Raw genomic sequence first — 24796 nt, 5'->3', positions numbered from 1 at the left:
CTGCGACGACCTGCGACTGGCTATTTCTTAGTTACCGGCTTCATCTCAACCTTTTGAAACACCCGCTCGAAACGGTTTAGCGCCTCGTCAATTAGCTCCGGGGTATAAGCCGCGGAAGTGTATAGGCGCGAACCTGCCAAAGTAATCAGCCCTTCAGCAGTATAAGCCGCTCCCATGTATTCCATTTCTTTCTTACGTTTCGAGGTTTCACTCAACACGTGCGGGATGGTCCACGGTTTGCTCCAATCGATGGAGAAATGCATGGTTCCAACCGTCTCTAAGTGGCATACGCTGCCTTCGTTCCAGCATACGAACGGCAGATTGTATTTCTTAACCAGGGCTTGCAGACCATCAGTCAAGCGGTTGCCCATCTCTCCGGCATATTCACAAGCATTGGTCTCAACGATGCGCTTAATCGTGTGGTATCCCGCCACGCAGCTAATCGGGGTCGCTGCCATCGTGCCCCCAATCAATGCTTTCTTAACCTTGTCTCCGGTCTGGATTCCCGCCGCGAGGTACTTCATGTATTCCTTTTTGCCCCCTAAACCGCCGGCGCCGGGATACCCTCCGGCGATGACCTTGCCAAATACCGTCAAATCAGAGTCAATCCCAAACAGACCCGAAGCCCCGCGGTCAGAAATCCGGAAAGCAGTAACAACCTCGTCAAAAATCAGCAGCGCCCCGTAACGACGGCACAGCCGTTCCACCCCTTTCAGGAAAGCCTGATCGATTGGCCACGTTCCCGACTCCGGTCCGATAGGTTCAATCATGACCGCGGCCGTACCGCCGTGGAGCTTCTTCAGGCGCAGTTTGCGTTCCAGGTCACCCAAATCGCCAGGCATGAATTCGTCTACGTAACGGAACATGGTCCAAGGCACCCCGTGGGCTTGGGTGAACTTGGATCCGGGAATCCGGATGCCGTAGCCCAGCTGGTCAGACCAGCCATGATAGGCTCCGCCCATCTTGAGGACGTGCTTCTTTTTAGTCGCGAGGCGGGCGACCCGGATTGCTGCCATGCATGCCTCCGTGCCCGAACCCAGCATTCGGAACATATCTACTGTCGGCACGCGCGAGGCAATGAGGTCTGCCAGCTTGTATTCGTATTCGTGGAACAGCCCGGTAGACGGTCCCCCATCGTGCAAAAGTTTAATGACTTCCTCACGGACTTCGGGAGGGTTAGAGCCCAGCACGGTCGGACCGCCTGCCTGTAGAAAATCGAAGTACACGTTGCCGTCGATGTCCGTCAGTTCGTGTCCACTAGCTTTCGTGATGACCAGGGGGAAAGGATGGTTAAACGCCAGATTGTGCTGTACGCCACCGGGAATGCGGTCCTTGGCGGCTTCAATCATAGATTTCGAACCTGAGCACTTGGCTTCAAAGTAATCACGCTCGTAATCGCGCAAAGCTCCGGCACTAATGGAGTAAATTGGTTTTTTGATAAGGTCATCCAGTTGCTTGTTAATGGCGCGAGTGCTGGGTTGGTTGATCCGCATTTGATTTTCTCCTCACCGAGCCGAAATCATTGCCCCCAATCTTACAACTCTTGAACGAAAGAATTTAGTATGTTAATACTTGCTTACGATGTCGGAACGTCAGGAGTAAAGACTTGTCTGTATCGTGCGGGGTCAGAGCTAAATCTGGTGAATTCTCGGTTGGGCACCTATGACCTGACAATTTTCCCTAATGGAGGCGCGGAGCAAGACCCGGACCAGTGGTGGGACGCCATCGTAGAGACCACTCGTGAGCTCACGCGGGAAAATCCGCGAGAAATGTCAGCAGTGCAAGCTATCAGTTTTTGCTCCCAGATGCAGGCTTTGGTCCTGGTAGATGAATCGGGGCACCACCTGCGTCCGGCAATGAGCTACATGGACCAGCGCGCTGCCGAGCAAAAGCGCCGCGGGCTGGAAACCGGCGTGAAAATTGCGGGAATGAACGCGAAAAAGTTATTGACCAGCCTGTACCGGACCTCCGCGGTTTCCGCTTCCGTCAAGGACCCAATGTGGAAGTACCTGTGGGTACGTGACAACGAACCGGAGATTTATGCCAAAGTCCACAAGTGGCTTGACGTCAAGGAATACCTCATTGCCCGTCTGACGGGGCGTTTCGTCATGTCCGTAGACTCGGCGTTTGCCACGTTACTCTTAGACGTGCGCGCCAGCCGTCCCGCGTGGGCATCGCGGTTAGCTCAATCTTTCGGGGTGAATCCGCGACATTTGGCGCCTATCGTCACGTCTGCGACCGCGGTCGGGACGTTACTTCCGGAAGTTGCACAAGAGCTCGGACTGCCACAAACTGCTACGGTTTATGCTGGCGGTGGGGATGCGTCACTCATTGGGGTAGGTGCTGGAGCTTGCGCGGTCAGTGACACCCATATTTACTGGGGAACCTCGGGATGGGTTTCTACCGTCACCGCTAAGCGCGTGGTGGATGTCAACTCCATGATTGCCACCGTCGATGGTGCCGATCCTGGCAAGTACAACTATTTCGCCGAATTGGAAACGGCTGGAAAATGCTTCGAATGGGTCCGCAAGCATTTGGCAGAAGATGAGATAAATGTCTATCTGTCTCATAGGGATCAAGCTGCGGACATGGAGACAAAATACACCTCCCTTTACGAGTACCTCTCGGAGGTCATCGAGAGGTCCCCCGCGGGCAGCGGTGGGGTGATTTTCGCCCCGTGGCTACACGGAAACCGCTGCCCATTTGAGGACGCGAATGCCCGTGCCATGTTTTTCAACATCTCCCTGGAGACCGGCAAGACCGAAATGCTGCGTTCCGTCATCGAAGGCGTGTGTTTCCATCTGCGCTGGTTTTTAGAAACTGAAGGTAAAAAAATTCACACCTCCGACACGGTCCGTTTCGTCGGTGGCGGAGCCCTCTCGCCGGTCACTTCCCAAATTCTGGCTGATGTGCTGGGGCGAGCGGTAGAGACGGTACAGGACCCGCAAAACGTGGGGTCGGTCGGTGCTGCCCTGGTCGCCCTGGTAGGGGCAAAAGAAGTCGACAACCTGGTTCATGCCACTCAGAGACTCGTGAAAGTTCAGCACCGGTACGTGCCTAACCGGGAAAATCGCGCTGTCTATGACCGGCAATACGAAGTATTCAAAGGTTTGTACCGAGCTAACCGCAAAGCCTTCAATCTGCTCAACAATCACAACCGACCGCAATAACGAAGGGTTACCACCATGACACAGACGGATTCTCCCACCTCGCCGGAGCCGCAACCCGAACAGCCCGGTAATTCCCCCGCTACACCTTCGGAATCCAACCCCTCTCGTGCTGACGATTCAGCCCCGGCTCTTGACTCGCCCAACCCCGACGCGGTAGTTGTCGGCCAGGCTTCCAAGGGCAAAGCCGCCCTGATTCAAGCTATCAAGTTTACCTTGCTGTCCATCACCGCCGCCGGCGTTGAGGTCGCCAGCTTTGCCTTGATGGCGTGGATTCACTCTCTGACGGGATGGTTCCCGTTCTGGATGTCTCAATCGGTTTCTATCGCTCTGTCGGTAATCTATAACTTCACGGTAAACCGCCACTTCACGTTCAAGTCAGCAAATAACGTTCCAATCGCAATGCTCAAGGTCGCCTTGTTCTATGTGTTCTTTATCCCCCTAACGTCCTGGGGTGGACAGGTTCTCTCTGATTTGGGTTGGGCAGACTGGCTGTTGAAGGGCATAAGTTTGTTGCTGAACTTTGTTGGTGAGTTCGCCTGGTGGAAGTTTGTGGTGTTTCGGGGTTCAGAAAATACGAATGCTCTGGCAATCAAGCAGGCTGAAATGAGCCAGCAGCATAGCGCTACAGCAGCGGAGTGAACCAGTAGCAACCGTTATATCCTGCGCTGGGGAAAGGGCTGTTCAACGGCGTTCTGGGCACCCGCAGTCTCGCCGGGCTCTCGTGGTTTGTTGGCGAGTCAGCAGTTCCGTCTCGGTTTGTGGATAGTCAACCTGAGTCAGTGTCAGTCCCAAGGCAGGGGCAACGGGAATCTCTGGGATACGTGCCTTGGCGGCAAGCGCGTCTGCCAGCCAGGCTGTGTCACGTTTAGCGCGCCCCACTTCAGTCAGCGCACCGACCAAGGAACGCACCATAGAGTGGCAAAAGGCATCGGCACGCACCCGGATCTCCATCATTCCCGGTGCCGTGCGCAGGGTTTCTAGCTGTTGCAGGGTTCGAATTGTGGTGGCGCCCTCGCGGGGTTTACAAAAGGCAGCGAAGTCGTGTTCCCCCAACAGCACCGCGGCGCTTGTGTTCATGGCAGCTGCGTCCAACTGGGTGGGATACCACCAACAGTAGTTACGGGATAACGGGTTACGCGCTGCCAAATCATCCACGATACGGTACACATAATGGCGCGCCAGAGCGGAAAACCTCGCGTCGAAGGTCTCGGGTACCACCGTGGCTGCGGTGACCACCAAGGCATCTATGGCGTTCGGAGGGTAGGCGGCAGGTGAATCAGGGAGCGGGCTAGCCAGATTCCCACTCAGCACCGCTCGTAATACCGCCCCCAGCCGAGGCGCTAAAGTGTCGGGGGAAACGATGCGGTCCCCCACCTCGGGCACGGTGAAATGAGCAACTTGTCCGCTAGCGTGAACCCCAGCATCGGTACGTCCCGCCACCGTAAGCTCAACTGTTTGACGGTAAATCACTGTCAAAGCAGACTCCAAAGCGCCTTGCACCGTAGGTAATCCGGGTTGGGCGGCCCACCCGTGAAACGGCGTCCCGTCATAGCGAATATCCAGGCGTATGCGCATTACTCCCCTCCTGAGCCCCTCTGCACTGAACGGGTGACGGTGTCCTGCGGACGCACCGCATCCATACTCGGGCTGCTGGAAATAATATCCGTCCTGCTGGTGCAGTGGCGAATTTATGGTGCAGCGCTCAAAAAACCGGAGGGTCGGGTTCAAATGAACCCGACCCTCCCAGAAATTTGAGTTGGCTTACTCAGCCTTTTCTTCCGGAGTTTCCTCAGTCTTGGCTTCTGCCGGTTCCTCGGCAGGAGCTGCGGGCGCGTCCGCAGCGGCTTCCTTCGTATCGGATTCCGCCTCAGTTACCTCCGGCTTGGCAGCGTCCTTCTTCGGCGCAGCCGGCTTAGCCTTCTTCTTCTTTTCGACGCCTTCAAGCACCAGAGAGATTTCCGCCAGAGGTGCATTGTCGCCCTTGCGATATCCCATCTTTACGATGCGAGTGCAGCCACCTTCGCGCTCTTTATCGATGGCGGGAGCGATTTCCTCGAACAACTTGGCGACTACAGCCTTGTTACGCAGCTTGGCCAGCACCTGGCGACGAGCGTGCAAATCACCGCGGCGAGCCTTGGTGATGAGCTTCTCAGCCAGCGGCTGCAGGCGCTTAGCGCGTGCTTCGGTGGTGGTTACAGATTCATTCTCAAACAGGGCGCAAGCCAGGTTCGCGAGCATAATCCGCTCATGAGACGGGCTGCCACCCAAACGGGGGCCTTTCGTGGGCTTAGGCATGATTCTTAATTCTCCTTATATCGTGTCTCAAAAGTTAGTTTTCATCACTGAACTGGGGAATGTCTGCGCCTTCGACAGCAGGCATCGGGGTGTCTTTCAAAGACATTCCCATTCCAGCCAGTTTTTCCTTGATCTCGTCAATGGATTTTTGACCAAAGTTGCGAATATCCAGCAAGTCTGCCTGAGAACGAGCCACCAGGTCCCCTACGGTATTGATGCCTTCACGAGTCAGGCAGTTCAACGCGCGGGAGGTCAGATCCAGGTCCTCCACCGACATAGCCAAATCTTCAGCGAGAGCTGCGTCGTTACCGGACGGTCCCAATTCGATACCTTCGGCATCGTGGTTCAAGTCACGAGCCAGCCCGAACAGCTCTACGAGGGTCTTACCCGCGGAAGCCATCGCGTCACGTGGCAGGATGGCTTTCTTGGTTTCCACGTCAACAACCAAACGATCGAAGTCGGTACGCTGTTCCACACGAGTGGCCTCCACTCGGTAGGAAACTTTCAGCACCGGGGAATAGATAGAGTCCACTGGAATGCGAGAAATCTCCGCTTCTGGGTCTTTGTTCTGAGACGCAGAGACGTATCCGCGACCGCGTTCCACTGTCAGCTCGATTTCCAACTTGCCGTCTTTGTTCAAAGTGGCAATGTGATGCTCCGGGTTGTGAATCACCACGCCCGCGGGAGGCATAATGTCACCCACGGTGACCTCGCCTTCCCCAGTCTTGCGCAGGTACATCACCACGGGCTCATCGTTATCCGAAGACAAGACGATTTCCTTGATGTTCAAAACAATCTGGGTCACGTCCTCTTTCACGCCCGGCAGGGTCGTGAATTCATGCAGAGCTCCCTCAATCTTGATGGAGGTCACTGCCGAGCCAGGAATCGAGGACAGCAGGGTGCGACGCAGGGAATTACCCAGAGTGTACCCGAAACCTGGTTCCAAGGGCTCAATCGTGAAACGAGAGCGCTGGTCATTAATAACTTCTTCAGTCAGCTTCGGTTGCGCTTGAATAAGCACTGTTGATTTCCTTTCCGGCATCCGCCACCACACCGGTTCAGGCTCCAAATCCTTGGCGAGGGGATTTGAGTATTTTGGGTTGAAAGTTTATTTGCCGAATCCCGGTCAGCCGTCGTACGTTCCTGGTGAGGACCGCCAACGGCTCAACCGGGTCGGACACAAGCGCAATCAGACGCGGCGACGCTTCGGAGGGCGGCAGCCGTTGTGAGCCTGCGGAGTTACATCCTGGATGGAACCAACTTCCAGACCGGTAGCAGTCAGGGTACGAATCGCAGTTTCGCGACCGGAACCCGGACCCTTAACAAACACGTCCACCTTCTTCAGACCGAATTCCTGTGCGCGACGAGCCGCGGCTTCGGCAGCCAGCTGGGCTGCGAACGGCGTCGACTTACGCGAACCCTTGAAACCGACCTGACCGGAAGACGACCAAGCGAGAACGGCACCGGACGGATCTGTAATAGACACGATGGTGTTGTTGAACGTGGACTTGATATAAGCGTTGCCCTCGGTAACGTTCCGACGTTCCTTACGGCGCGACTTAGTGGCTTGAGACTTACCTGCCATGATTTATCCCCCTTACTTCGCTTTCTTCTTACCAGCAACGGTGCGCTTGGGTCCCTTGCGAGAACGCGCATTAGTCTTGGTGCGCTGACCGTGAACCGGCAAGCCCGCGCGGTGACGACGCCCTTGATAGCAGTTGATTTCAATCTTGCGGCGAATGTCGGCAGCAACTTCACGACGCAAATCACCCTCGACCTTGTAGTTGGCCTGAATGAAATCGCGCAGGGCAATCAATTCGTCTTCGGTAAGATCCTTGACTCGCGTATCCGGACTCACACCGGTCGCTGCCAAGGTTTCCGTCGCACGGGTACGTCCAATCCCGTAAATATATGTTAAAGCGATTTCCATGCGCTTCTCGCGCGGCAAATCCACACCTACCAGGCGTGCCATGTATTTCTCCTGTATTCTTGTCAGAGGCCGTCACCCGACCTTCCACGCTTTCAGTAGCGTAGCCTCGGCCCCTGATACCGAGGGTTACGGCGCTCGTTACACCTGAAACAACAGGTACACGACCAGCCGCTGGCGGGTGCTTGACCCAAATCGGGTCATGCGTCGAGAGCAACGCGTCGGGACTTAGCCCTGACGCTGCTTGTGACGCGGGTTTTCGCAAATCACCATCACGCGACCGTGCCGGCGAATTACCTTGCACTTATCACAGATGGGCTTAACGCTGGGGTTAACCTTCATTTTTTCCTCCGAGTTAGGCCATTTTACTTGTAGCGATACACGATACGGCCTCGAGTGAGGTCGTAAGGACTCAACTCGACTACCACGCGATCCTCAGGCAGGATACGGATGTAATGCTGGCGCATTTTTCCTGAAATATGCGCCAAAACCACGTGTTCGTTGGCCAGTTGCACCCGGAACATCGCGTTGGGCAAGGCCTCAACTACCGTACCTTCAACCTCGATGACTCCGTCTTTTTTCCCCATAGGGCTAACCAATCCTCCGCAAAATGTCTTTTGGATCATCAGACTCTATCCTCAGACAGGTATTCCTGCCATCAGACAGTCCAAAAGTTGATTCTAAACCTTTTATTCAAAGAACACCAAATTTGAAAGTCTCTCCGTAACGGCAGGACATTGCCGCGCGCGGAGAAACCGTGGACGCCTCTGGGGCAGGCTACTTAAGACTTTGTCGGCGCAACCGCTGGCGTGTGGTCTCCAAGTTCCCGGCTAGGGCGGCAGTCCGCAGTCGCGCTGCGCGTGCCTGACGCTGCGGGTCGCGGGCATTAATCATAGACGTACCGATTTGCCATCCGGCATAAATCAGCAGCAACTGGGCGACAAAAATCAGCATGTATGAAACCGCCGGAGGTGGAAGCAACGGGGTTACGGTACCGCAGAATGGCACCTTGTAACGCAACGTCCCCCGCACCATATCCAGTGTCACAGTTCCATCACTAGATTCCGCCTGAGGATTATCAAACTTCACCCCAAACTGCATGTCTTTACCGGTCCCCATGACTTCGCTGATTCGCGCAATCTTATATTTCACCGCTTCGGTGGGCTGGTAAGCGATGATGTCATTGGGGTTGAGCTTTTGCGCGCCCTCCTGGCGTATCTTTTGGAACAGCAGCAAATCTGACCGGGATAACGTCGGACTCATAGAGTCGTCGGGAACCACGGTGGCGACATAACCTTGAGTCCGCGGAATCACTGTGGTCACGATAAAGACCACGCCCACCAAGATGAGGATGACCCAGCCAATCATGAAAATAATTGCATTGCGCAGAGGGTGCTGCGACTGCTTGTTTAGCAGCGAAACAATGCGGTTAGACTGCATGGTCATATACTGGGCTCACCTCCCTGAGCGTACTGGTATTTTACCTGTTATTAGCTTCTGCGTATGGTCCTTCAACCGGCGTTCTTTGACTTCTTGGAAAAAAGTCTCGAAAAGAACCCTTGTTTGACGGGCTGTGTCTCGTATTCTCCCGCTTCGTACTCTGCCGCAAACAATTCTTCATCGGCTCCGGGCATTTCTTCAGCGTCAGCGGCCGGGTCCCATTCGGGGTATCCCTCTTGCATCGCTTCGGGAATGTCGCCCTGCACCTGAGGAATATCGAAAGGTACCTGTTCTTCGGAATAAACCGGCTCGGTTTGATCGACTTGGGTCAGCATTTCCTCGGCGTTTTCCCCCCAGTAAGGCTGGTCCGCAGCGTCAACCGCAGTTTCTGCATATCCCTCAGCGACATCGCTCTCAGTCAGCTCATCTGAGGAAGCAACGGGCAGCTCTGTCGGAACTTCGGAGTCTGTATCAGCAAAATCCCCCAGGTCAATTTCATCCTGGTCTACCAACTCTGGATCTGAGGCAAAGTCTGCCGCAGGCTCCTCCATCCCAATGGCCTCGCTGCCAGGCAAAGCCGTTTCTGCGGAGGCTTCGGTATCTTCAAGCTGTTCAGTTGGGAGTTCTTCCTCTGATTCAGCGGTATCCGCCGGCCCATCAGCAACAGATTCCTCAACCTGTTCGGGATGACCGGATTCTGGCATAGTCTGCATGTCAACCGGCTCAATCTCGGAGGCTAAATCATCCAAATCACCAAAATCTAAATCCCCCAAGTCAACGTCAGTCTCTACGAAGGCATCTTCCGTCTCGGTGATTGGAGCCGCCATCTCGGAAAGTTCTTCTGGAAGTCCCTCGGGAAGTTCCGCAGAGAGTTCCTCGGAGGGTTCCACGGTGGAATCAGTTTCCGCGGCAGCAGGCTGTTCTGCCTCTGCAGCGGGAGGTTCTTCGGCAACCTCAAGTTCCTCTTCCGCCACAGGCGCGGTGGAGACGGCATCCTGCTGAGTCAGTTCTGTCTCCAACAGTGGCTCATTAATTTCCGTTTCTTCCAGCAGTGCGGCGGGAGGTAGTTCCTCAGCAACTTGCGAATCTGGGGACGCTGCGGTTTGCTCAGAATTGGTCACAAGGTCGGTTGCGGATGGCTCTTCTGTCGCCACAACTTCATCAGTAGTCACGGTTTCATCTGTCGTTGTGGCTGGTTCCTCCGCTGCCATCGAGACTTCTTCAGGTTCTTCAGGATTGACGACCCAATGTGCCATCTCACCTTCCACGTCACCTACGAAGCGTTCATCGTCATTTCCTTCCGCTTCGAGCACGTTATCGTCGTAGACACGTTCACTGACCAGGTCTTCTGCGGCAGAAAGCTCTGCGGAGAGAGTCTCGTCCGCGATTTCAGTTTCTGTTTCTGCAACGGGAAGCTCCTCGGGCACCACCTCAACAGGCTGTTCCTCTGTAAGTTCCGCGGACGGATGTTCCACAGCATCCTCGGGACTCTGTACATCGGGGTTCTGTGCAGACGATTCCTCAGTTACCTCAACCGCTTCAGCGTCGCTGACGGCAACTTCTGCAGGCTTTGGAACAGAGCTGGGTGCAGCCTGTTCGACGACCGGGACCTCGGTAACGGGCGACTCGTGGTCAAGCGTAGGCTGAGCCGTTTCCGGGGCAGGTTCCACGCCAGCCACCGATTCTTCGGGCGAAGGTACGGATTCTTCTGGCATCGGGGTCTCAGCCACCGTTGTCTGCGGGGCAGGCGCTACCGGTGTCTCGTCTTCGGGAATCGAAGGTTCGGTCACGTCTGCTGGAGTATCTGTCGGAGTTGTGGATGATTCCGGTTCGGGTGCCTCGCTAGACTGCTGGTCAGATTCGCTGGCAGAAGTTTCTGTGGGTAAAGTCTCCGATTCGGGCTCAGCAGGTGGCTGCGAAGCTGGAGTTGTAGGGGACGCTGCCCGCGCTGCCGCAATGATATTCAGACCGGGAATCTCTGCTGCGGACGGATCGTTAGCCAGTGGCAGCGGTCGGCGTGAACCCGTTTCGAGAGCCTCGATAGCGCAATCCGCGATAGCCTTCCAGTCAAAACCTGCCTTGGCAAGTTCGGAGGTTTCAACCTCGGGCAAGGGCGTATTTGGAATTCCATGGTCGCTGCGGGCAGAACGCACGTGGCTGGCGAGTTCGTCCAACAATTCCGGCACGCTAGGCAGCTGGGACGGCAAAGAAACCCCGTTCGTATAGATGTAGCCGGGATTATGTTTGCGTACTTTCGCTCGCAAGCGCTCCACGTCCTCACGACCTTGAGCCGTCAACGTCGGGGGACGATACCCATCATCTTCGGGCACAAACCGGGAAAACCTCTGAACTCCCATGTTGAAACGAGAGGGGATTGCGGGGTTGCTGCTTTCAGCCACGTTGTATTCTCCTTGCCATTCACAGTGCCGGACGGCACAGCTCTAATTATTCTATATTAGGCACCCCCAGTGAAACCTAAATCAAACGACAAAACTTGCCAATAAAAGCGGATTTTCGCTCAAAATCACGGGAATTAGAGGCTTACCTAGCAAAACTTGGGAAAACTTCAACCTCGAGGTGCTATCGCTCGCGGAGAAAGCCCAAAGGGAGCCAGTCCGGCTCGTCCTCCATCTGGAGCCGTCAAAACCCAAACCCCACCGGGTAAAACTGCCACCGTATGTTCAAAGTGAGCAGCCCTAGACCCGTCGACGGTGACCGCCGTCCAGCCATCGGACAGTTCCTTGGTGACAGAACCTCCTCGGGTCAACATAGGCTCGATAGCCAACACCATACCGGGTTTAATCTTTGGTCCCCGAGAGCGTGTGGAATAGTTCAACACATCGGGAGCCTGGTGCATGGCGGTGCCGATACCGTGTCCCACGTACTCCTCCACAATGCCTGGCTCCCAGCCGTAACGGAGCGTATCTTCTGCCACAACTTTCTCAACGGCATCGCCAATCTCACCCAGATATTTCGCGTTCGCCAAGGCGGCTATGGCTGACCACAACGCACGTTCGGTCGTGGAAAGCAGCTGCAAATCATCTGGGCGAGCATGCGTTTCACCGCCACAAATCATCGAAAAGGCAGCATCTCCGTGCCATTGGCGCGAAGCGTCATCTGTGATGTAGGCACCGCAGTCAAAACTCACCAAGTCGCCAAATTGCAGCACCCGATTCCCCGGAATCCCGTGAACTACCTCTTCGTTAATCGAGATACACACGGTAGCGGGAAAGCCACCGTAACCCAAAAAGTTCGACTTCGCGCCCATGCGCTTGATGACGGCAGCGCTAATCTGATCCAGCTCCCCGGTAGTGATACCCGGCTCACAAGCCTCGCGCAGAGCCTGGTGAATCGCGACTACCACCATTCCGGCGCGACGCATTTTGAGGATTTGATTAGTGGACTTAATCTCAATGCGCCGGTCTTGGACTGACACCGAGCTAGTTCCTTTCGATTTCTTCCATCACGGTGAGCAAGCGTTGGGCAATCTCAGCAATGGTGCCTTCCCCATCGACCTTGCGCAGCACGCCTTCCTGCTCATAAAAGTCCAGCAGGGGCTGTGTAGCTTCGAAAAACACCTCGAGACGGTGGTCAATGACCTCGGGTGTGTCATCAGTACGACCCTCAATTTCAGCACGCTTCAGCAAACGTTGTTTTACCTCGGCAGCGCTAACATCCAGATAAATCGCCGCATCTACCCGCTCATTAGCTTCAGCCAGGACAGCCTTGAGGACTTTCGCCTGGGGAATGGAACGAGGATAGCCATCGAGCAGAAATCCGGCTGTAGCATCAGACTGGCTGATACGCTCACAGACAATCCGGTCTGTAACCGAATCGGGGACAAACTCACCTTTGTCAATATAAGACTCAATAAGTTTGCCTAGCTCGGTCTTTTCCGCCTTATGCTTACGGAAAATATCGCCGGTAGAAATCCAGGGGATATGAAAATGTGTCGCAATCTCTTTGGCGTGGGTCCCTTTACCCGCGCCGGGAGGGCCCATAATCACCAAATTTGTCGTCATGCCATGAATCCTTCGTAGTGATGCTGATGAAGTTGGGCGTTAATGTCTTTCACCGTTTGTAGACCAACGCCGACAATAATCAGAATTGTAGTACCACCGAAGGGCAATTGGGGCACGTTCATGGCAACCATCGCAATCTGCGGGACCAGAGCCACAATAGTCAAGTAGACTGCACCTGCCGTAGTGATACGAGTCATCACATAGTGCAGATAATCAGCCGTAGGACGACCTGCGCGCAGACCGGGTACGAAACCGCCGTACTTCTTCATGTTGTCCGCGACTTCCTCAGGGTTGAAAGTAATCGAAGTATAAAAGAACGCGAACGCAAACGTCAGCAAGCCATAAATAACCAGGTAGAACCAAGAGCTGGAACGGAAGTTCATGCTAATCCACTGAATCCATTTGGCATTTTGGTCACCGAACTGTGCCAGCATCATTGGCAGGGACAGAATCGAGGACGCAAAGATGACCGGGATAACGCCAGACATGTTAATCTTCAGCGGAATGTAAGTGGTGGTGCCGCCGTACATCCGGCGCCCCACCATGCGCTTGGCATACTGTACCGGGATGCGACGCATTGCCTGTTCCACATAAACCACAGCCAGCGTCACCAGCAGAATCAGAGTAACGATTGCCAAGAACTTTTGAATACCGCCATTACCACCAGCGATGGCGAACAGCTTTCGCGGCAAGTTAGCGATGATAGAGGTGAAAATCAGAATCGACATACCATTGCCGACACCTTTTTCGGTAATCAGCTCACCCATCCACATAATCAAGCCGGTAGCCGCCGTCATCACTAAAATTTGGAGGATGAAAATCCAGGCGGAATCCGAGGGGATAATCTTTTGATTTGAAGCTCGCCCAAACAGCGTGCCGGTGCGAGCAGCGGTGATGATGGAAGTCGACTGCAGGACGCCCAGAGCGATAGTCAAGTACCGCGTGTACTGGGTCAGCTTTGCTTGACCGGTCTGACCTTCCTTGTGCAAATCCTCAAAACGAGGAATGACTACGCGCAACAGCTGGATGATAATCGACGCCGTAATGTAAGGCATGATACCCAAGGCAAAAACGGACAGCTGCAACAAAGCGCCACCGGAGAACATGTTCACCAAGTCGAGCAGCGACCCATTGTTCTGAACATCAGAGATGACCGACTTTAACGTGGCGTAATCAACACCCGGCAGGGGAATAAACGAACCCCAGCGGAACAGAGCCATGATAAAGAAGGTGAACAACAGCTTGTTACGAAGATCAGGCGTTTTGAAAGCCTGAATAAAAGCGGTAAACAAATGTCCTCCAAAGAATTTCGGCAAGTCCGTGAGCGCAGCTCACTTCCTAGCTAAACATGATACCGATACAAGAGAAATGGTGGAAACGGCGGGGTACGATGTTGTACCCCGCCGTAATCCTTAGCGAACGCGTGCGGTCAAAGACCCGCCTTGTGCCTCGACCTTTGCCTTAGCGGAACTGGACCAGGCATCTACAGTCAAGTCAAACTTGGCTGTCGCTTCACCGGTTCCCAGCACTTTAACCAGGCAATTCTTGCGGACCAGACCCTTGTCAACCAGGTCGTCAACCGTCAGAGCGCCCCCCTCAGGGAACACTTCAGACAGGCGATCCAGGTTCACTACCTGATACTCGACATGGAAAGGGTTCTTAAAGCCGCGCAGCTTAGGCAAGCGCATATGCATCGGCATCTGACCACCTTCAAAGCCCAGAGGCACTTGGTAACGTGCCTTGGTACCCTTGGTGCCGCGACCCGAAGTCTTACCTTTAGAGCCTTCACCGCGACCGACGCGAGTCTTGGCTTTATTAGAGCCCGGCGCGGGACGCAAATGGTGCAGGTAAGTCACCTGAACGTTATCGCTAGCAGCTGCCTTTTTAGCAGCGGCCGGAGCTTTCTTTGCTGCAGACTTTTCCGCTGCGGTCTCTTCTTTTTCGCTCTCGCTCATCAGTCGACCTCCTCCACACTTACTAGGTGGCGCACCTTTTGAATCTGACCGCGCACGGCAGGATTATCGGGTCGCACCACAGACTGACGAATTTTCTTTAATCCCAGGGTTGCCACAGTCGCCCGCTGATCTCGCGAGGAACCAATCGTGGACTTCACCTGAGTGATTTTCAGGTTCTTAGCCATTACGCACTCACTCCTTCGGCAGCCAATTCAGCCTCGGCTTTAACCGCTTCGGCGCGCACTTGAGCTTCGCCTTCGGCGCGAGCCCGCAGCATACCGGCAGGAGCAACACGCTCCAGCGGCAAACCACGACGAGCCGCGACAGCCTCGGGCTGCTCGAGTTGCTTCAAGGCAGCCACGGCACCGCGCACGATGTTCAACGCATTGTCAGAGCCCAGAGACTTAGACAAAACGTCACGAATTCCGGCGCATTCCATAACCGCACGCACCGGACCACCAGCGATTACACCGGTACCGGGAGAAGCCGGCTTCAGCAACACTACGCCCGCAGCGTCCTCACCGAGGACTTCGTGCACGATAGTGTGGCGAATCATCGGAACATGGAACATGGACTTCTTCGCCTCTTCCACGCCCTTAGCAATCGCTGCCGGAACTTCCTTTGCCTTACCGTAACCAACACCGACGGTACCTTCACCGTCGCCAACCACGACCAGAGCGCAGAAGGACATGTTACGACCGCCCTTTACCACTTTGGACACGCGGTTGATGGTTACCACACGTTCGATGTATTTGTCATCAGCGTTGCCGCCACGACGATTGTCACGGCGGTCATCGCGTTCACGGCGATTTCCGCGGCGCTCGCGGCGACCGCCACGGTCCTGGGCGTCGTTAGCGCCAAGGTTCGTGGTCTGGTCCGCAGAGTCTGCGGTCTCGCCTGTAATCTGCTGTTCTTGTTCAGCCATTTTCTCAACTTCCCTTACAGACTCAGTCCGCCCTCGCGGGCACCTTCAGCCACAGCCGCAACGCGACCGTGATACATATTTCCACCGCGGTCAAACACACACTGAGTAATCCCAGCGGCTTTGGCGCGCTGTGCAATCAACTTGCCGACCTCGGTCGCCTTGGCGACCTTGTTGTCCTGAGCACTACGCAAGGCATCTTCCATCGTAGAAGCGCTCACGATAGTCTTGTGCTCGTAGTCATTGACAAGCTGAGCGACCATGTGTCGGTTAGAACGGGTTACGACCAAACGCGGCTTTTCCGCAGATCCGAACATATTTTTACGAACCCGCTGATGGCGACGCATACGCGACAGCCTCTTGCCTTTACCCTTTACAGAATAAGCCATGATTACTTACCTGCCTTTCCGACCTTGCGGCGAACATTTTCACCAAGATAGCGTACGCCCTTGCCCTTGTAAGGCTCCGGGGGACGAATCTTGCGCAGATTCGAGGCGACTTCGCCGACCAGTTCCTTCGAGATACCCTCGACGGTAACCCGGTTACCTTCGACCTTGAACGTGATGCCCTCCGGGGGTTCCACATTGACGGGGTGCGAAAATCCGAGTTGGAACTCCAGTCCAGCGCCCTTTTGATTGACACGGTAACCAGTGCCCTGAATCTCCAGAACCTTGGCGTATCCCTTGGTGACACCCTCTACCATGTTGGCAATGAGGGTACGGGTCAAGCCGTGCAGTGAACGAGACTCACGTTCGTCATTAGGACGGGTCACGACCACGGTCGAACCGTCAACCTGCACGGAAATCGGATTCGCCACGGACAGAGCCAAGGTACCCTTGGGACCCTTGACGGAAACGTCTTGTCCATTGATATTTACTTCCACACCGGCGGGAATCTCCACCGGAATCTTACCGATACGCGACATGTCAGCCTCCTTTTACCAGATGTAGGCGATAACTTCTCCGCCTACACCCTTGTCGGCTGCCTCGCGGTCAGTGAGCATACCGGACGAGGACGAAATAATCGCTACGCCCAGACCGCCCAGGACCTTCGGCAGTTTGGTGGATTTTGCATACACCCGCAAACCGGGCTTAGAGACGCGTTTCACTCCGGAAATCGCGCGTTCACGTTTGGCGCCATACTTTAAGTTGAGCGTCAAAGTTTTGCCGACTCGCGCTTCCTCGACCTCGTAGTCTTTGATGTAACCCTCAGTCTGAAGAATGTTCGCGATAGCGGCCTTCATCTTCGAGTACGGCATAGATACCGACTCGTGGTACGCCGAGCTGGCGTTGCGCAGACGTGTCAACATGTCTGCTATAGGATCAGTCATTGTCATTGGGCTTGGGCCCTTTCTGAGGCGGTTTCGTAATCGACCTGCCCCTTAATGTGTTTACCAGGAAGACTTCTTAACGCCGGGGAGCTCGCCATTATGGGCCATCTCACGCAGGCAGATACGGCACAAGCCAAACTTGCGATACACCGAATGTGGGCGACCACAGCGCTGGCACCGAGTGTAGGCACGCACCGCAAACTTGGGTTTGCGCGCTGCCTTGTTCTTCAAAGCGGTCTTTGCCATTCTTAATCCTCCTTGAACGGGAAACCGAGGTACTTCAGCAGTGCTCGGCCTTCGTCATCAGTAGCAGCGGTGGTTACGACCGTGATGTCCATCCCCCGTACATGGTCGATGGAGTCCTGGTCAATCTCATGGAACACAGATTGCTCGGTCAAGCCGAAAGTGTAGTTTCCGTGACCGTCGAACTGCTTGGAGCTCAAACCACGGAAGTCGCGGATACGCGGCAAAGCCGTGGAAAGCAAACGATCGAGGAACTCCCACATGCGGTCACCGCGCAGTGTAACGTGTGCCCCAATCGGGGAACCTTCACGCAACTTGAACTGAGCGATGGACTTGCGAGCCTTGTCAACCACGGGCTTCTGACCGGTAATGATTGACAGGTCAGAGATAGCGCCTTCCATGAGCTTGTGGTCGTGCGCAGCAGCACCCACACCCATGTTCACGACAATCTTTTCCAAGCCGCCAACCTGGTTAACGTTCTGGTGCTGGAATTCCTTGAGCAGCTGACCCTTAATTTCTTCGCGGTACTTGGTCTTCAGCCGCGGGGTGTAATTTTCCTCTGCCATTACAGATCCTTCCCGGTAGCTTTGGACACGCGAATGCGGACGGTCTTTTCTTTACCGTCGCGCTCTACGACCTCTTCACGCATACCCACACGGGTACCCGCAATCTTCTTGGTCGTGTTGCCGAGCTTGGCTTTGGCAGCCGCGGGTTCGTAGTACATCACATTGGAAATGTGAATGGAGGCTTCTTTTGTCTCGATGCCACCAGTCGGACCCTGCTGAGTCCGTCCCGCCTTGTTGTGGTGCTTCATCATCATGACGCCCTCGACCACTACACGTTCACGTTTCCGGTCAATTTGCAGAATCCGGCCGTGCTTTCCTTTGTCGCGACCAGTAATGACCACGACTTCGTCGCCAACCTTCAACTTTGCTGCCATCAGATCACCTCCGGGGCGAGTGAAATAATGCGCATGAACTTCTTTTCACGAAGTTCACGCCCGACGGGCCCGAAGATACGGGTGCCGCGCGGCTCCTCATCGTTCTTGAGGATGACAGCGGCGTTCTCGTCGAAACGAATGTAGGAACCGTCCTTGCGGCGGGTTTCCTTTTTAGTGCGGACTACGACAGCCTTGACGACTTCACCCTTTTTCACGTTACCGCCAGGGATAGCATCCTTGACGGTCGCGACAATGGTGTCGCCGATGCCGGCGTAGCGTCGCTTCGAGCCGCCCATTACACGAATGCAAAGGATTTCCTTAGCCCCCGTGTTGTCGGCGACCTTCAGTCGCGACTCCTGCTGAATCATCTTTTCTCCTTCGTCTGGCCGGTTCTCAATAGAGCCTTGCCGAACCTATCTTGCGTTGCGAGGGCACAAAAATCCCACCTCGAACAGGCGGAATTGAAACCCCTGGCTGACACAGACACATTTGTGAGAGGTCTCAGCCAAAAGCAACCCTCCAAGTCTAGTATTTATCGACTGGAGTAGCAAACTACAGCCGAACTGACATCCACCTCACGGCAAAAAACGCTAAGCTAAAAATGTGTTTGATGATTTGCTGCAGGCTAATGCTCTATTCGCGAAAAATTTTCCCTACCGTGGGCTTCCCGGAGCTCCCCCGCATGGACTACTGATTGTGACTTGTATGGATTCCCGACTTGATCCTCTTGAGATTTTCGGGCTCAAAGTCGGTCAAGCCAAAGTTCTGCGCACTCCTGGCGGATTTTTGAGTCCCAATACCTTGGCGGGAACCATCGCCGCAGTCCATAAACTTAATGTGGATCGAATTATGCTGCTAGAGCATACCCGTTGCACCATGGCTTCCATTGACGAGGCAGGATTTCAACGCGATGTAGTCGCACATGCAGGTCAACCCGTTGGGGATTTGGTGTTCGGGGCTGACCCAAACCAAGCTCAACATTTGCGCGATGACGTAGAGACGCTACGCAATCACGCCCTGATTAAGGGGTTTGCCGAAGTCGGCGGGTTTATGTACGACGTAGAGACCGGACAAGTCACCCAAGCGTGTTGAATCACGACAGGCGCAGCCGGTAGCTCCGAAGACGATGCCCGCCTTTCGGAGACTACACCTGCAAGACCTAGTCAACACCAAAACTACTCGCTAAACAGAAATCCGATTTTTAGTTCATAAACAGTTTCATACAGCATATTAGTTCATTGGTAATAACAGAAGCTGTACCCCGTGTTTGGTATCTATGCGTTGCACCTTTACACGGTACACGTCTTCAAGGATTTCCGGAATGAGTACATCTTCTGGTTTGCCCAGGGCAACAATTTTGCCTTTATTCAATACTGCAATTAATTCACAATAAATCGCAGCTAGGTTTAAATCGTGCAGAACTACTATTGCTGAAAGATTGCGCTTCTTGACGATTTTTAGAATTTGATGCTGGAAATATATGTCCAGATGATTGGTCGGCTCGTCAAGTAGCATAACCGAGGTAGATTGACAGAGCGCTCTCGCTAACTTGGCACGTTGATGTTCTCCTCCAGAAACTCTAGTTATTGGAACATCTGCCAATTCGCAAAGACCCAGCATTTCCATGCTTGAATTGGTGATTTCAGCATCTTGAGATGAATAGCCCTCAAACGCATTGTGGTACGTAGCTCTCCCTAATTCAACATATTCTCTAACGGTTAGAGGAAGAGCTGCCGTCTCCGACTGTACCACCACTGAAAGGAGCTTCGATAGTTGTCTGGTACTGATTTGATTTAAATCCGTACCGTTAAAATTTATAATACCTTTCTGTGGGATAATCGACTTATACAAACACTTTATGAGAGTCGATTTACCTGAACCGTTTGGTCCGATAATTCCAAGCGTAATCCCCGTAGGGACCGTTAGCGATAAATCGTCAAGCAGCGGTTTACCGCTAACGGTCCCTTGGTACGAGAAGGTTATATTCCTGCAATCGTAGGTGTTCACTTGATTTTATTAATATTCTTGGCTAGTTCAAGCATTCCTGTAGCGATTTCAGGCGAGGGCCAAGTTTCACGATTCGCAATGCCGATAATATTGTCATTCTTGACTGCAGTTAAGGTATCAGCTCCCGGCTCTTTGAGAAGTCGTGCTTTGTCCTGTTCAAAGGTTGAGCCTGTTCTGCCGTACTTTATAATTATCACGTCGGGATTAGCCTGCAGAACAGCCTCCCAACTAACTTCTTCCAAGTAGGCTTCTTTATGGTCAGAGAAAATGTTCTTTAAACCTAATTCCCTCATAATCGCGCCCTCAATACCACCTTCGCCTACAGACATCACCGGGTACTGCTCAGAGAAATAGAACAAGAATGTGGCTGACTTACCACTATCTTTGATGGTATTTTTAGCTTCTTTATACTTGCTGTCGAATTCATGAACTGCTTTTTCTGACGCATCAGGGTTATTTAATATTTTACCAAGTTCCTGAATATCGTTTTCAACATCCGTTAGCTTTACTGGTGAAACATCACCTTTAACCAAATCCGGATTTTCTTCTTTGGCGTGCTGACATAATACGCTCGGTATGTACATCTGAATTCCCGCCGCAGCAAGCTTATCGGGATCGGCTTTACCGTACAAGTCACCGATAACTAAATCAACACCCTTTTCGATAATGCCCTCTGTTGAAGGGCTAGCTTCATCCCACAGTTCAGCGCCGTACTCGTCTGCTAACGGATTTTTTTCGCCCAGCTCTCCTGACCGCAGGACGAACTGACCTTTCTTGGCAACTTTCGCAGCAAATATTCCAGAAGCTACCCCGATGGACATTACTTTCGTGGGCTCTTTTTCAATTGTTACTTTCCTGCCACATGAATCAACCTCTAAGGGGTAAGAAACTGAATTGGTACTCTGATTATTTTCCCCTGATGCTGAAGACTCAGATTTGCTTGCATCTCCACAGGCACTTAGCGAAGCGAGCAGCGTAATAGCACCAACCAGTGCTCCTAGTGTTTTATATCTCATTGTTTTCCTTTCTGTATGTCTATGAGAATTTGTACTGTTTCCTGATTAAAAGCATGAGTAATGGCGTACCTGCCAATGCTGTAATTACGCCTATCGGTAATTCTCGAGGTGCAAATACGACCCGGCCTACGGCGTCAGCCCATATAAGAAGAAGCGCCCCCAGGGTTCCTGCGGTGGGAACTACACTGCGACTAGTAGCACCGACAAGATGCCGCGCGATATGCGGAACGACTAACCCTACGAATCCAATAGCTCCAGAGATTGCTACCAACGATGCAACGCATCCCGCTATCACCGTTATCGTTACGTATCGCAAGGTTTGTGGATTGAATCCCAATGCTCTGGCTGTATCATCGCTCAGTGAAATTGCATCAAGACGTGGACCTTGCGAAACGCATATAGCAATAGTAAGCAACGTGATGACAGCAGGTATAGGTAACTGATTCCAACTCGCTAAGGCCAATGAACCTAGCATCCAGAACATTACCGCGTGAGCTGAAGCCTGCGAACCGTAGAAAAATACCACTAAATTTGTTAGCGCACTCATGAATAGACCTACGGCTATGCCAGCGAACACAACCCTCTCCGCGGTCAGAACGCCACCTACGGTAGTTAAAAGAAAGACAGCGCAAATTGAAATGAGCGCCCCAGCAAAGGCTCCCAGAGTTAACCCGAATATTCCAACTGCCCCAAACACCATTACAGTTGCAGCCCCGGTTGATGCCCCAGAGGCAATTCCGAGCAAGTACGGATCAGCCAGGATATTTCTAACCACTGATTGGATTACAGCTCCAGAAATCGAGAGCCCCATCCCCACCAAGCCAGCCAGAACTACCCGTGGTGCTCGTATATCCCAGACAATAACCAGGTCGCGTTGAGGAACACCCGCATAGTTTCCCGAGAGCTTACACAATATAACGTCGAGAGTAGCCGCGGGGCTAACAGAAGCCGGACCTACCCCTATGGCAAGAACGACAGAAACAATAGTCAGAGCTCCCAGAGTCGCAGTCCAAATTCTCGCACGCCTATTCAATGACTTAACTTTCTGTTAGGTTAGCCTACCCTTAGGGTGTAGACTACCATGCCGACACCTACTTGAACAATTGCCCGAATCCACTTGCCATCTGCAGCTCCTCGAGATCTTCGAACCTACGGCTGTTTCTACTGTGGATAGTTAGAGCTCCGAGGTGTCGCAGGATTTGGGACTTCGCTAGCCACCAAGTGCGTTTCGCCCTACGATGACATCAATTAGCAAGATAATCGATGAATTTAGGCATGGGGTAGTGGACGTAAATTCCAATGAACCTTAGTCTCCCCAGCGGCCAGCCATCGCAGCTGAACAGCATTACGCCGTACGACATCGTTGCCCAAGTGTGGAAATGCTGCGGGAGAATTCATCACTGTACCGGGGACGATTACCCGCACAACTTTCATTCCGGTCTGCGCTATATCAGGCGGGGTGAGGTCAGCAACAATCGGACGAAAACCTCGTTTTGCGAGAAGCTTTATATAACTTCCAATGCTGCGAGTATGACGGGGGTCTGTATCAAGCGGTACAGATTCATGCGATTTGATAATGCGCAAAATACTATCGTGTACGCTGGGATCTAGATAATATTGCTGCTGCGACATAAGGTCCGTACAGTCGGAGAAGTCTGTTTTATACTCTGTCGAATACTTCCGATCATGGCGGTAGCGTCGCAGTCCGCTTCTAGGTAGAAGTCCTTCTTTAATGGCATTCCAATGCGAGCCTTCGGGATTGAGCAAATCAATACTACCCTCCTGGAGACTAAAAGCTTCCAACAGTGCTTTCAGCGCAGCATCTGTTTCGTTGACGCGTGCGGCAAATCCCATATTTATAGTTTGTTGTTTATGATTAACCACAGTGGCACATACAACTGGAAAATCGAATATATTTTGTAGACGGGTGAGGAACAGTTCCTGATAATCTGGAATTTCACCAAGCTGTTCAAGAACTTGTGGTGGCATCTCTAGAAGTGGAAGGGTTACACCTGTAAGCCACCAGGTCATAGTTGCATGCCGTTCTATCACCTCTTCTATGGCACTAAGAATCGCGCTCTCAAGGCATTCACCTGCCGCAATGCCGGCAAACGGACATTTTAGTAACGGAGGCTCTCCACCGTTGGGGTACGAATACCAATTTGAGTAAGTTAGTGCGGCGGGAATCATCACCGTATCGCGGGTGTCTAAGTAACTTCCAGGCACCCAACCGAGACGCAAATCTCTTGTAAAGGGAGTAAATGGGAAATCGCTTCGACTGTATTGCTCCTCGCTGAATAGCACGATGGAATTTGGTTCGAGTACCTGAAATCCTTGCACGCATAATTCATTGTAGGAACCATGTTTTACGGGCAAAGTATCTAAAGTATTTCCAGCATACCGTTCGCAAGCTTCACCTATAGCGGCAAAGTAAGCTTTGTTCTCATCACCGAAAGATGAACCTTCGCAGGTATAAGCACAATTCCAGCCCGTGACGCGTTGCGTGAATGACATATCGGCTTGGTACGTAATCATTTGAGATGGCAAATCCGGTCGGTGAGAGATTTTACGAATTCTACGAATAACTCCACATTCATTTGAGATGAGCTGCTTTGGAGTAATGCAAGTGCGTTTAGGGTCTAATTTTGCGGACCAAGCTAATACTGTGTGCTCCTTAACAGAAGCGTCCAAACCGATTTCCAGCATGTCACCTGGTGTTAACTGTGGCAAAAGATTAAAAGCCTTAGTAATAGCATCAGGACTCAACAGTATGATCGACCCATTCAGAGAGGGTTGCCCTAAAGCGCGAGCGATTGGTTCGCTAAAATGGGCGGCAACCCGGCGACGCACTAAATCATCCCACGAAGGTCCCACAGACGACGATAATACGGGTCCAATCCACAATGTATTCTGCCGGAGGAACACGGGACACCATTGAATTCGGTAATTGCGCGCAATTTGCTCAAAATGTCCAAAAGCTAGATTATCCATCTGAGGCTCAAATCTAATTGGCACCGCGTCTACGTAGAAAGCAGCATTAATCACCTCATCATCAGATCCAGCATATGCTGCAACATCAGATCTATCTATGGTGCTTAACAGAACCTTTACGAGTGTCGAATTACCAGCCAACAGATAATTTGATTCACGTGGCACTCCTCCCTCATCGACCTCTAGGCTAGATAAGTTGAGCAATCCATACTTGCTACTCAAAGATTGGTAAAGGCGTTGGGAACTATCGAAGAGCTTCAATAATGCTGGCGGAACAATCCCGTCTCCAGTTGACCAATTGTGGTAAAAAGAAAGCACTTGCAGTATCGGCGATTCGATTACATAGTTATCAGAAACCGCATCAGTAAGCAACGTACTGTTGTGAGGTAACTCACGCAACTCAAAAGTGGTCTCCTTGGAAAGTCCCAAATCGTTCAATAAGTTTAGTACCATTAGTTAAACCTCGACTTATGATTTAGCTGAAAGGAAAGATCGGGAGAGCTTCACGCAAAACGCACGTATGTAGAAGCTCTCCCGT

Annotated in this window: 30 protein-coding genes; 3 read left to right on the top strand and 27 right to left on the bottom strand. The window is 52.9% G+C overall.

The features are described from left to right. Positions 1–20 precede the first annotated feature (20 nt). Positions 21–1493, bottom strand: coding sequence for an aspartate aminotransferase family protein (locus HMPREF0576_RS00860; RefSeq protein WP_004010330.1), 1473 nt, complete (start codon positions 1491–1493; stop codon positions 21–23). A gap of 69 nt (positions 1494–1562) precedes the next feature. Between HMPREF0576_RS00860 and HMPREF0576_RS00855 the strand changes: the two genes are divergently transcribed. Then, positions 1563–3170, top strand: a complete 1608-nt coding sequence (locus tag HMPREF0576_RS00855) for a xylulokinase (RefSeq protein WP_004010329.1) — start codon at positions 1563–1565, stop codon at positions 3168–3170. 15 nt (positions 3171–3185) lie between these two features. After that, on the top strand, positions 3186–3809 hold the full coding sequence (locus HMPREF0576_RS00850; protein ID WP_004010328.1) for a GtrA family protein: 624 nt from the start codon (positions 3186–3188) through the stop codon (positions 3807–3809). A 42-nt stretch (positions 3810–3851) separates the two neighbouring features. On the opposite strand, the gene truA is transcribed toward HMPREF0576_RS00850, so the two are convergent. The 22 genes from truA to rplN form a co-directional block, all read right to left on the bottom strand. Beyond that, a complete protein-coding gene (gene truA / locus HMPREF0576_RS00845) occupies positions 3852–4745 on the bottom strand; it encodes a tRNA pseudouridine(38-40) synthase TruA (protein ID WP_004010327.1) in 894 nt (297 codons plus the stop codon). 186 nt (positions 4746–4931) lie between these two features. Then, on the bottom strand, positions 4932–5465 hold the full coding sequence (gene rplQ / locus HMPREF0576_RS00840; RefSeq protein WP_004008311.1) for a 50S ribosomal protein L17: 534 nt from the start codon (positions 5463–5465) through the stop codon (positions 4932–4934). Between the two features lie 34 nt (positions 5466–5499). Further along, positions 5500–6486, bottom strand: coding sequence for a DNA-directed RNA polymerase subunit alpha (locus HMPREF0576_RS00835; RefSeq protein ID WP_036324112.1), 987 nt, complete (start codon positions 6484–6486; stop codon positions 5500–5502). Positions 6487–6654: 168 nt separating this feature from the next. Continuing rightward, positions 6655–7050 (bottom strand): 30S ribosomal protein S11, encoded by a 396-nt coding sequence (gene rpsK / locus HMPREF0576_RS00830; RefSeq protein ID WP_004008314.1) that lies wholly within the window; start codon positions 7048–7050, stop codon positions 6655–6657. Positions 7051–7062: 12 nt separating this feature from the next. Beyond that, positions 7063–7437 (bottom strand): 30S ribosomal protein S13, encoded by a 375-nt coding sequence (gene rpsM / locus HMPREF0576_RS00825; protein WP_004008315.1) that lies wholly within the window; start codon positions 7435–7437, stop codon positions 7063–7065. Between the two features lie 183 nt (positions 7438–7620). After that, positions 7621–7734: a 50S ribosomal protein L36 gene (rpmJ, locus tag HMPREF0576_RS00820; protein WP_004008316.1), complete on the bottom strand. Its 114-nt coding sequence runs from the start codon at positions 7732–7734 to the stop codon at positions 7621–7623. Positions 7735–7757: 23 nt separating this feature from the next. Further along, positions 7758–7979, bottom strand: coding sequence for a translation initiation factor IF-1 (gene infA / locus HMPREF0576_RS00815; RefSeq protein ID WP_036324108.1), 222 nt, complete (start codon positions 7977–7979; stop codon positions 7758–7760). A gap of 190 nt (positions 7980–8169) precedes the next feature. Beyond that, the gene (locus HMPREF0576_RS00810; protein WP_004010326.1) at positions 8170–8838 is read right to left on the bottom strand and encodes a S26 family signal peptidase; all 669 of its coding nucleotides are present in this window, start codon (positions 8836–8838) and stop codon (positions 8170–8172) included. A 65-nt stretch (positions 8839–8903) separates the two neighbouring features. Continuing rightward, a complete protein-coding gene (locus tag HMPREF0576_RS09425; protein WP_245527285.1) occupies positions 8904–11231 on the bottom strand; it encodes a hypothetical protein in 2328 nt (775 codons plus the stop codon). Between the two features lie 167 nt (positions 11232–11398). Next, the gene (gene map / locus HMPREF0576_RS00800; RefSeq protein WP_004008320.1) at positions 11399–12268 is read right to left on the bottom strand and encodes a type I methionyl aminopeptidase; all 870 of its coding nucleotides are present in this window, start codon (positions 12266–12268) and stop codon (positions 11399–11401) included. Between the two features lie 4 nt (positions 12269–12272). After that, entirely contained in the window at positions 12273–12854 is a 582-nt protein-coding gene (locus HMPREF0576_RS00795) for an adenylate kinase (RefSeq protein WP_004010324.1), read from the bottom strand. Then, positions 12851–14146 carry a preprotein translocase subunit SecY gene (secY, locus tag HMPREF0576_RS00790; RefSeq protein WP_004008322.1) on the bottom strand — a complete coding sequence of 432 codons (1296 nt, stop codon included), beginning with the start codon at positions 14144–14146 and terminating at the stop codon, positions 12851–12853. The genes HMPREF0576_RS00795 and secY overlap by 4 nt, the downstream gene beginning before the upstream one ends. Before the next feature lie 120 nt (positions 14147–14266). Beyond that, positions 14267–14809, bottom strand: a complete 543-nt coding sequence (gene rplO, locus HMPREF0576_RS00785) for a 50S ribosomal protein L15 (RefSeq protein ID WP_004008323.1) — start codon at positions 14807–14809, stop codon at positions 14267–14269. Then, complete coding sequence (gene rpmD / locus HMPREF0576_RS00780) at positions 14809–14994, bottom strand: 50S ribosomal protein L30 (RefSeq protein ID WP_004008324.1); 186 nt, start codon at positions 14992–14994, stop codon at positions 14809–14811. The genes rplO and rpmD overlap by 1 nt, the downstream gene beginning before the upstream one ends. Beyond that, positions 14994–15734: a 30S ribosomal protein S5 gene (gene rpsE / locus HMPREF0576_RS00775; RefSeq protein WP_004008325.1), complete on the bottom strand. Its 741-nt coding sequence runs from the start codon at positions 15732–15734 to the stop codon at positions 14994–14996. Before rpsE ends, rpmD begins: the two co-directional genes overlap by 1 nt. Before the next feature lie 14 nt (positions 15735–15748). Beyond that, positions 15749–16120 carry a 50S ribosomal protein L18 gene (rplR, locus tag HMPREF0576_RS00770; protein WP_004010322.1) on the bottom strand — a complete coding sequence of 124 codons (372 nt, stop codon included), beginning with the start codon at positions 16118–16120 and terminating at the stop codon, positions 15749–15751. Positions 16121–16122: 2 nt separating this feature from the next. Further along, complete coding sequence (gene rplF / locus HMPREF0576_RS00765) at positions 16123–16656, bottom strand: 50S ribosomal protein L6 (RefSeq protein ID WP_004008327.1); 534 nt, start codon at positions 16654–16656, stop codon at positions 16123–16125. 12 nt (positions 16657–16668) lie between these two features. Then, entirely contained in the window at positions 16669–17067 is a 399-nt protein-coding gene (gene rpsH / locus HMPREF0576_RS00760; RefSeq protein ID WP_004008328.1) for a 30S ribosomal protein S8, read from the bottom strand. Between the two features lie 54 nt (positions 17068–17121). After that, a complete protein-coding gene (locus HMPREF0576_RS00755) occupies positions 17122–17307 on the bottom strand; it encodes a type Z 30S ribosomal protein S14 (protein WP_004008329.1) in 186 nt (61 codons plus the stop codon). Positions 17308–17309: 2 nt separating this feature from the next. Further along, positions 17310–17870, bottom strand: a complete 561-nt coding sequence (gene rplE, locus HMPREF0576_RS00750) for a 50S ribosomal protein L5 (protein ID WP_004008330.1) — start codon at positions 17868–17870, stop codon at positions 17310–17312. After that, complete coding sequence (gene rplX / locus HMPREF0576_RS00745) at positions 17870–18244, bottom strand: 50S ribosomal protein L24 (RefSeq protein WP_004008331.1); 375 nt, start codon at positions 18242–18244, stop codon at positions 17870–17872. Before rplX ends, rplE begins: the two co-directional genes overlap by 1 nt. Then, positions 18244–18612, bottom strand: a complete 369-nt coding sequence (rplN, locus tag HMPREF0576_RS00740) for a 50S ribosomal protein L14 (RefSeq protein WP_004008332.1) — start codon at positions 18610–18612, stop codon at positions 18244–18246. The genes rplX and rplN overlap by 1 nt, the downstream gene beginning before the upstream one ends. Positions 18613–18847: 235 nt before the next feature. Here rplN and HMPREF0576_RS00735 point away from each other — a divergent pair, with 235 nt between their 5' ends. Next, a complete protein-coding gene (locus HMPREF0576_RS00735; RefSeq protein ID WP_036324104.1) occupies positions 18848–19336 on the top strand; it encodes a beta-class carbonic anhydrase in 489 nt (162 codons plus the stop codon). A 138-nt stretch (positions 19337–19474) separates the two neighbouring features. Here HMPREF0576_RS00735 and HMPREF0576_RS00730 read toward each other — a convergent pair whose 3' ends face one another. From HMPREF0576_RS00730 to HMPREF0576_RS00715, 4 genes are all read right to left on the bottom strand, one after another. Further along, complete coding sequence (locus tag HMPREF0576_RS00730; protein WP_004010320.1) at positions 19475–20251, bottom strand: ABC transporter ATP-binding protein; 777 nt, start codon at positions 20249–20251, stop codon at positions 19475–19477. Then, a complete protein-coding gene (locus tag HMPREF0576_RS00725) occupies positions 20248–21267 on the bottom strand; it encodes an ABC transporter substrate-binding protein (protein WP_245527284.1) in 1020 nt (339 codons plus the stop codon). Before HMPREF0576_RS00725 ends, HMPREF0576_RS00730 begins: the two co-directional genes overlap by 4 nt. Positions 21268–21286: 19 nt before the next feature. After that, positions 21287–22300: a FecCD family ABC transporter permease gene (locus tag HMPREF0576_RS00720; protein ID WP_004010318.1), complete on the bottom strand. Its 1014-nt coding sequence runs from the start codon at positions 22298–22300 to the stop codon at positions 21287–21289. Between the two features lie 236 nt (positions 22301–22536). Continuing rightward, positions 22537–24711, bottom strand: a complete 2175-nt coding sequence (locus HMPREF0576_RS00715; RefSeq protein ID WP_004010317.1) for a YcaO-like family protein — start codon at positions 24709–24711, stop codon at positions 22537–22539. Between the last annotated feature and the right edge of the window lie 85 nt (positions 24712–24796).

It is taken from the genome of Mobiluncus holmesii ATCC 35242 (genome assembly GCF_000185445.1).
GTDB classification, from domain to species: domain Bacteria; phylum Actinomycetota; class Actinomycetes; order Actinomycetales; family Actinomycetaceae; genus Mobiluncus; species Mobiluncus curtisii.
The sequence above is the reverse complement of the archived record's forward strand: the minus strand, read 5'-3'. Positions and strand labels throughout refer to the sequence as shown.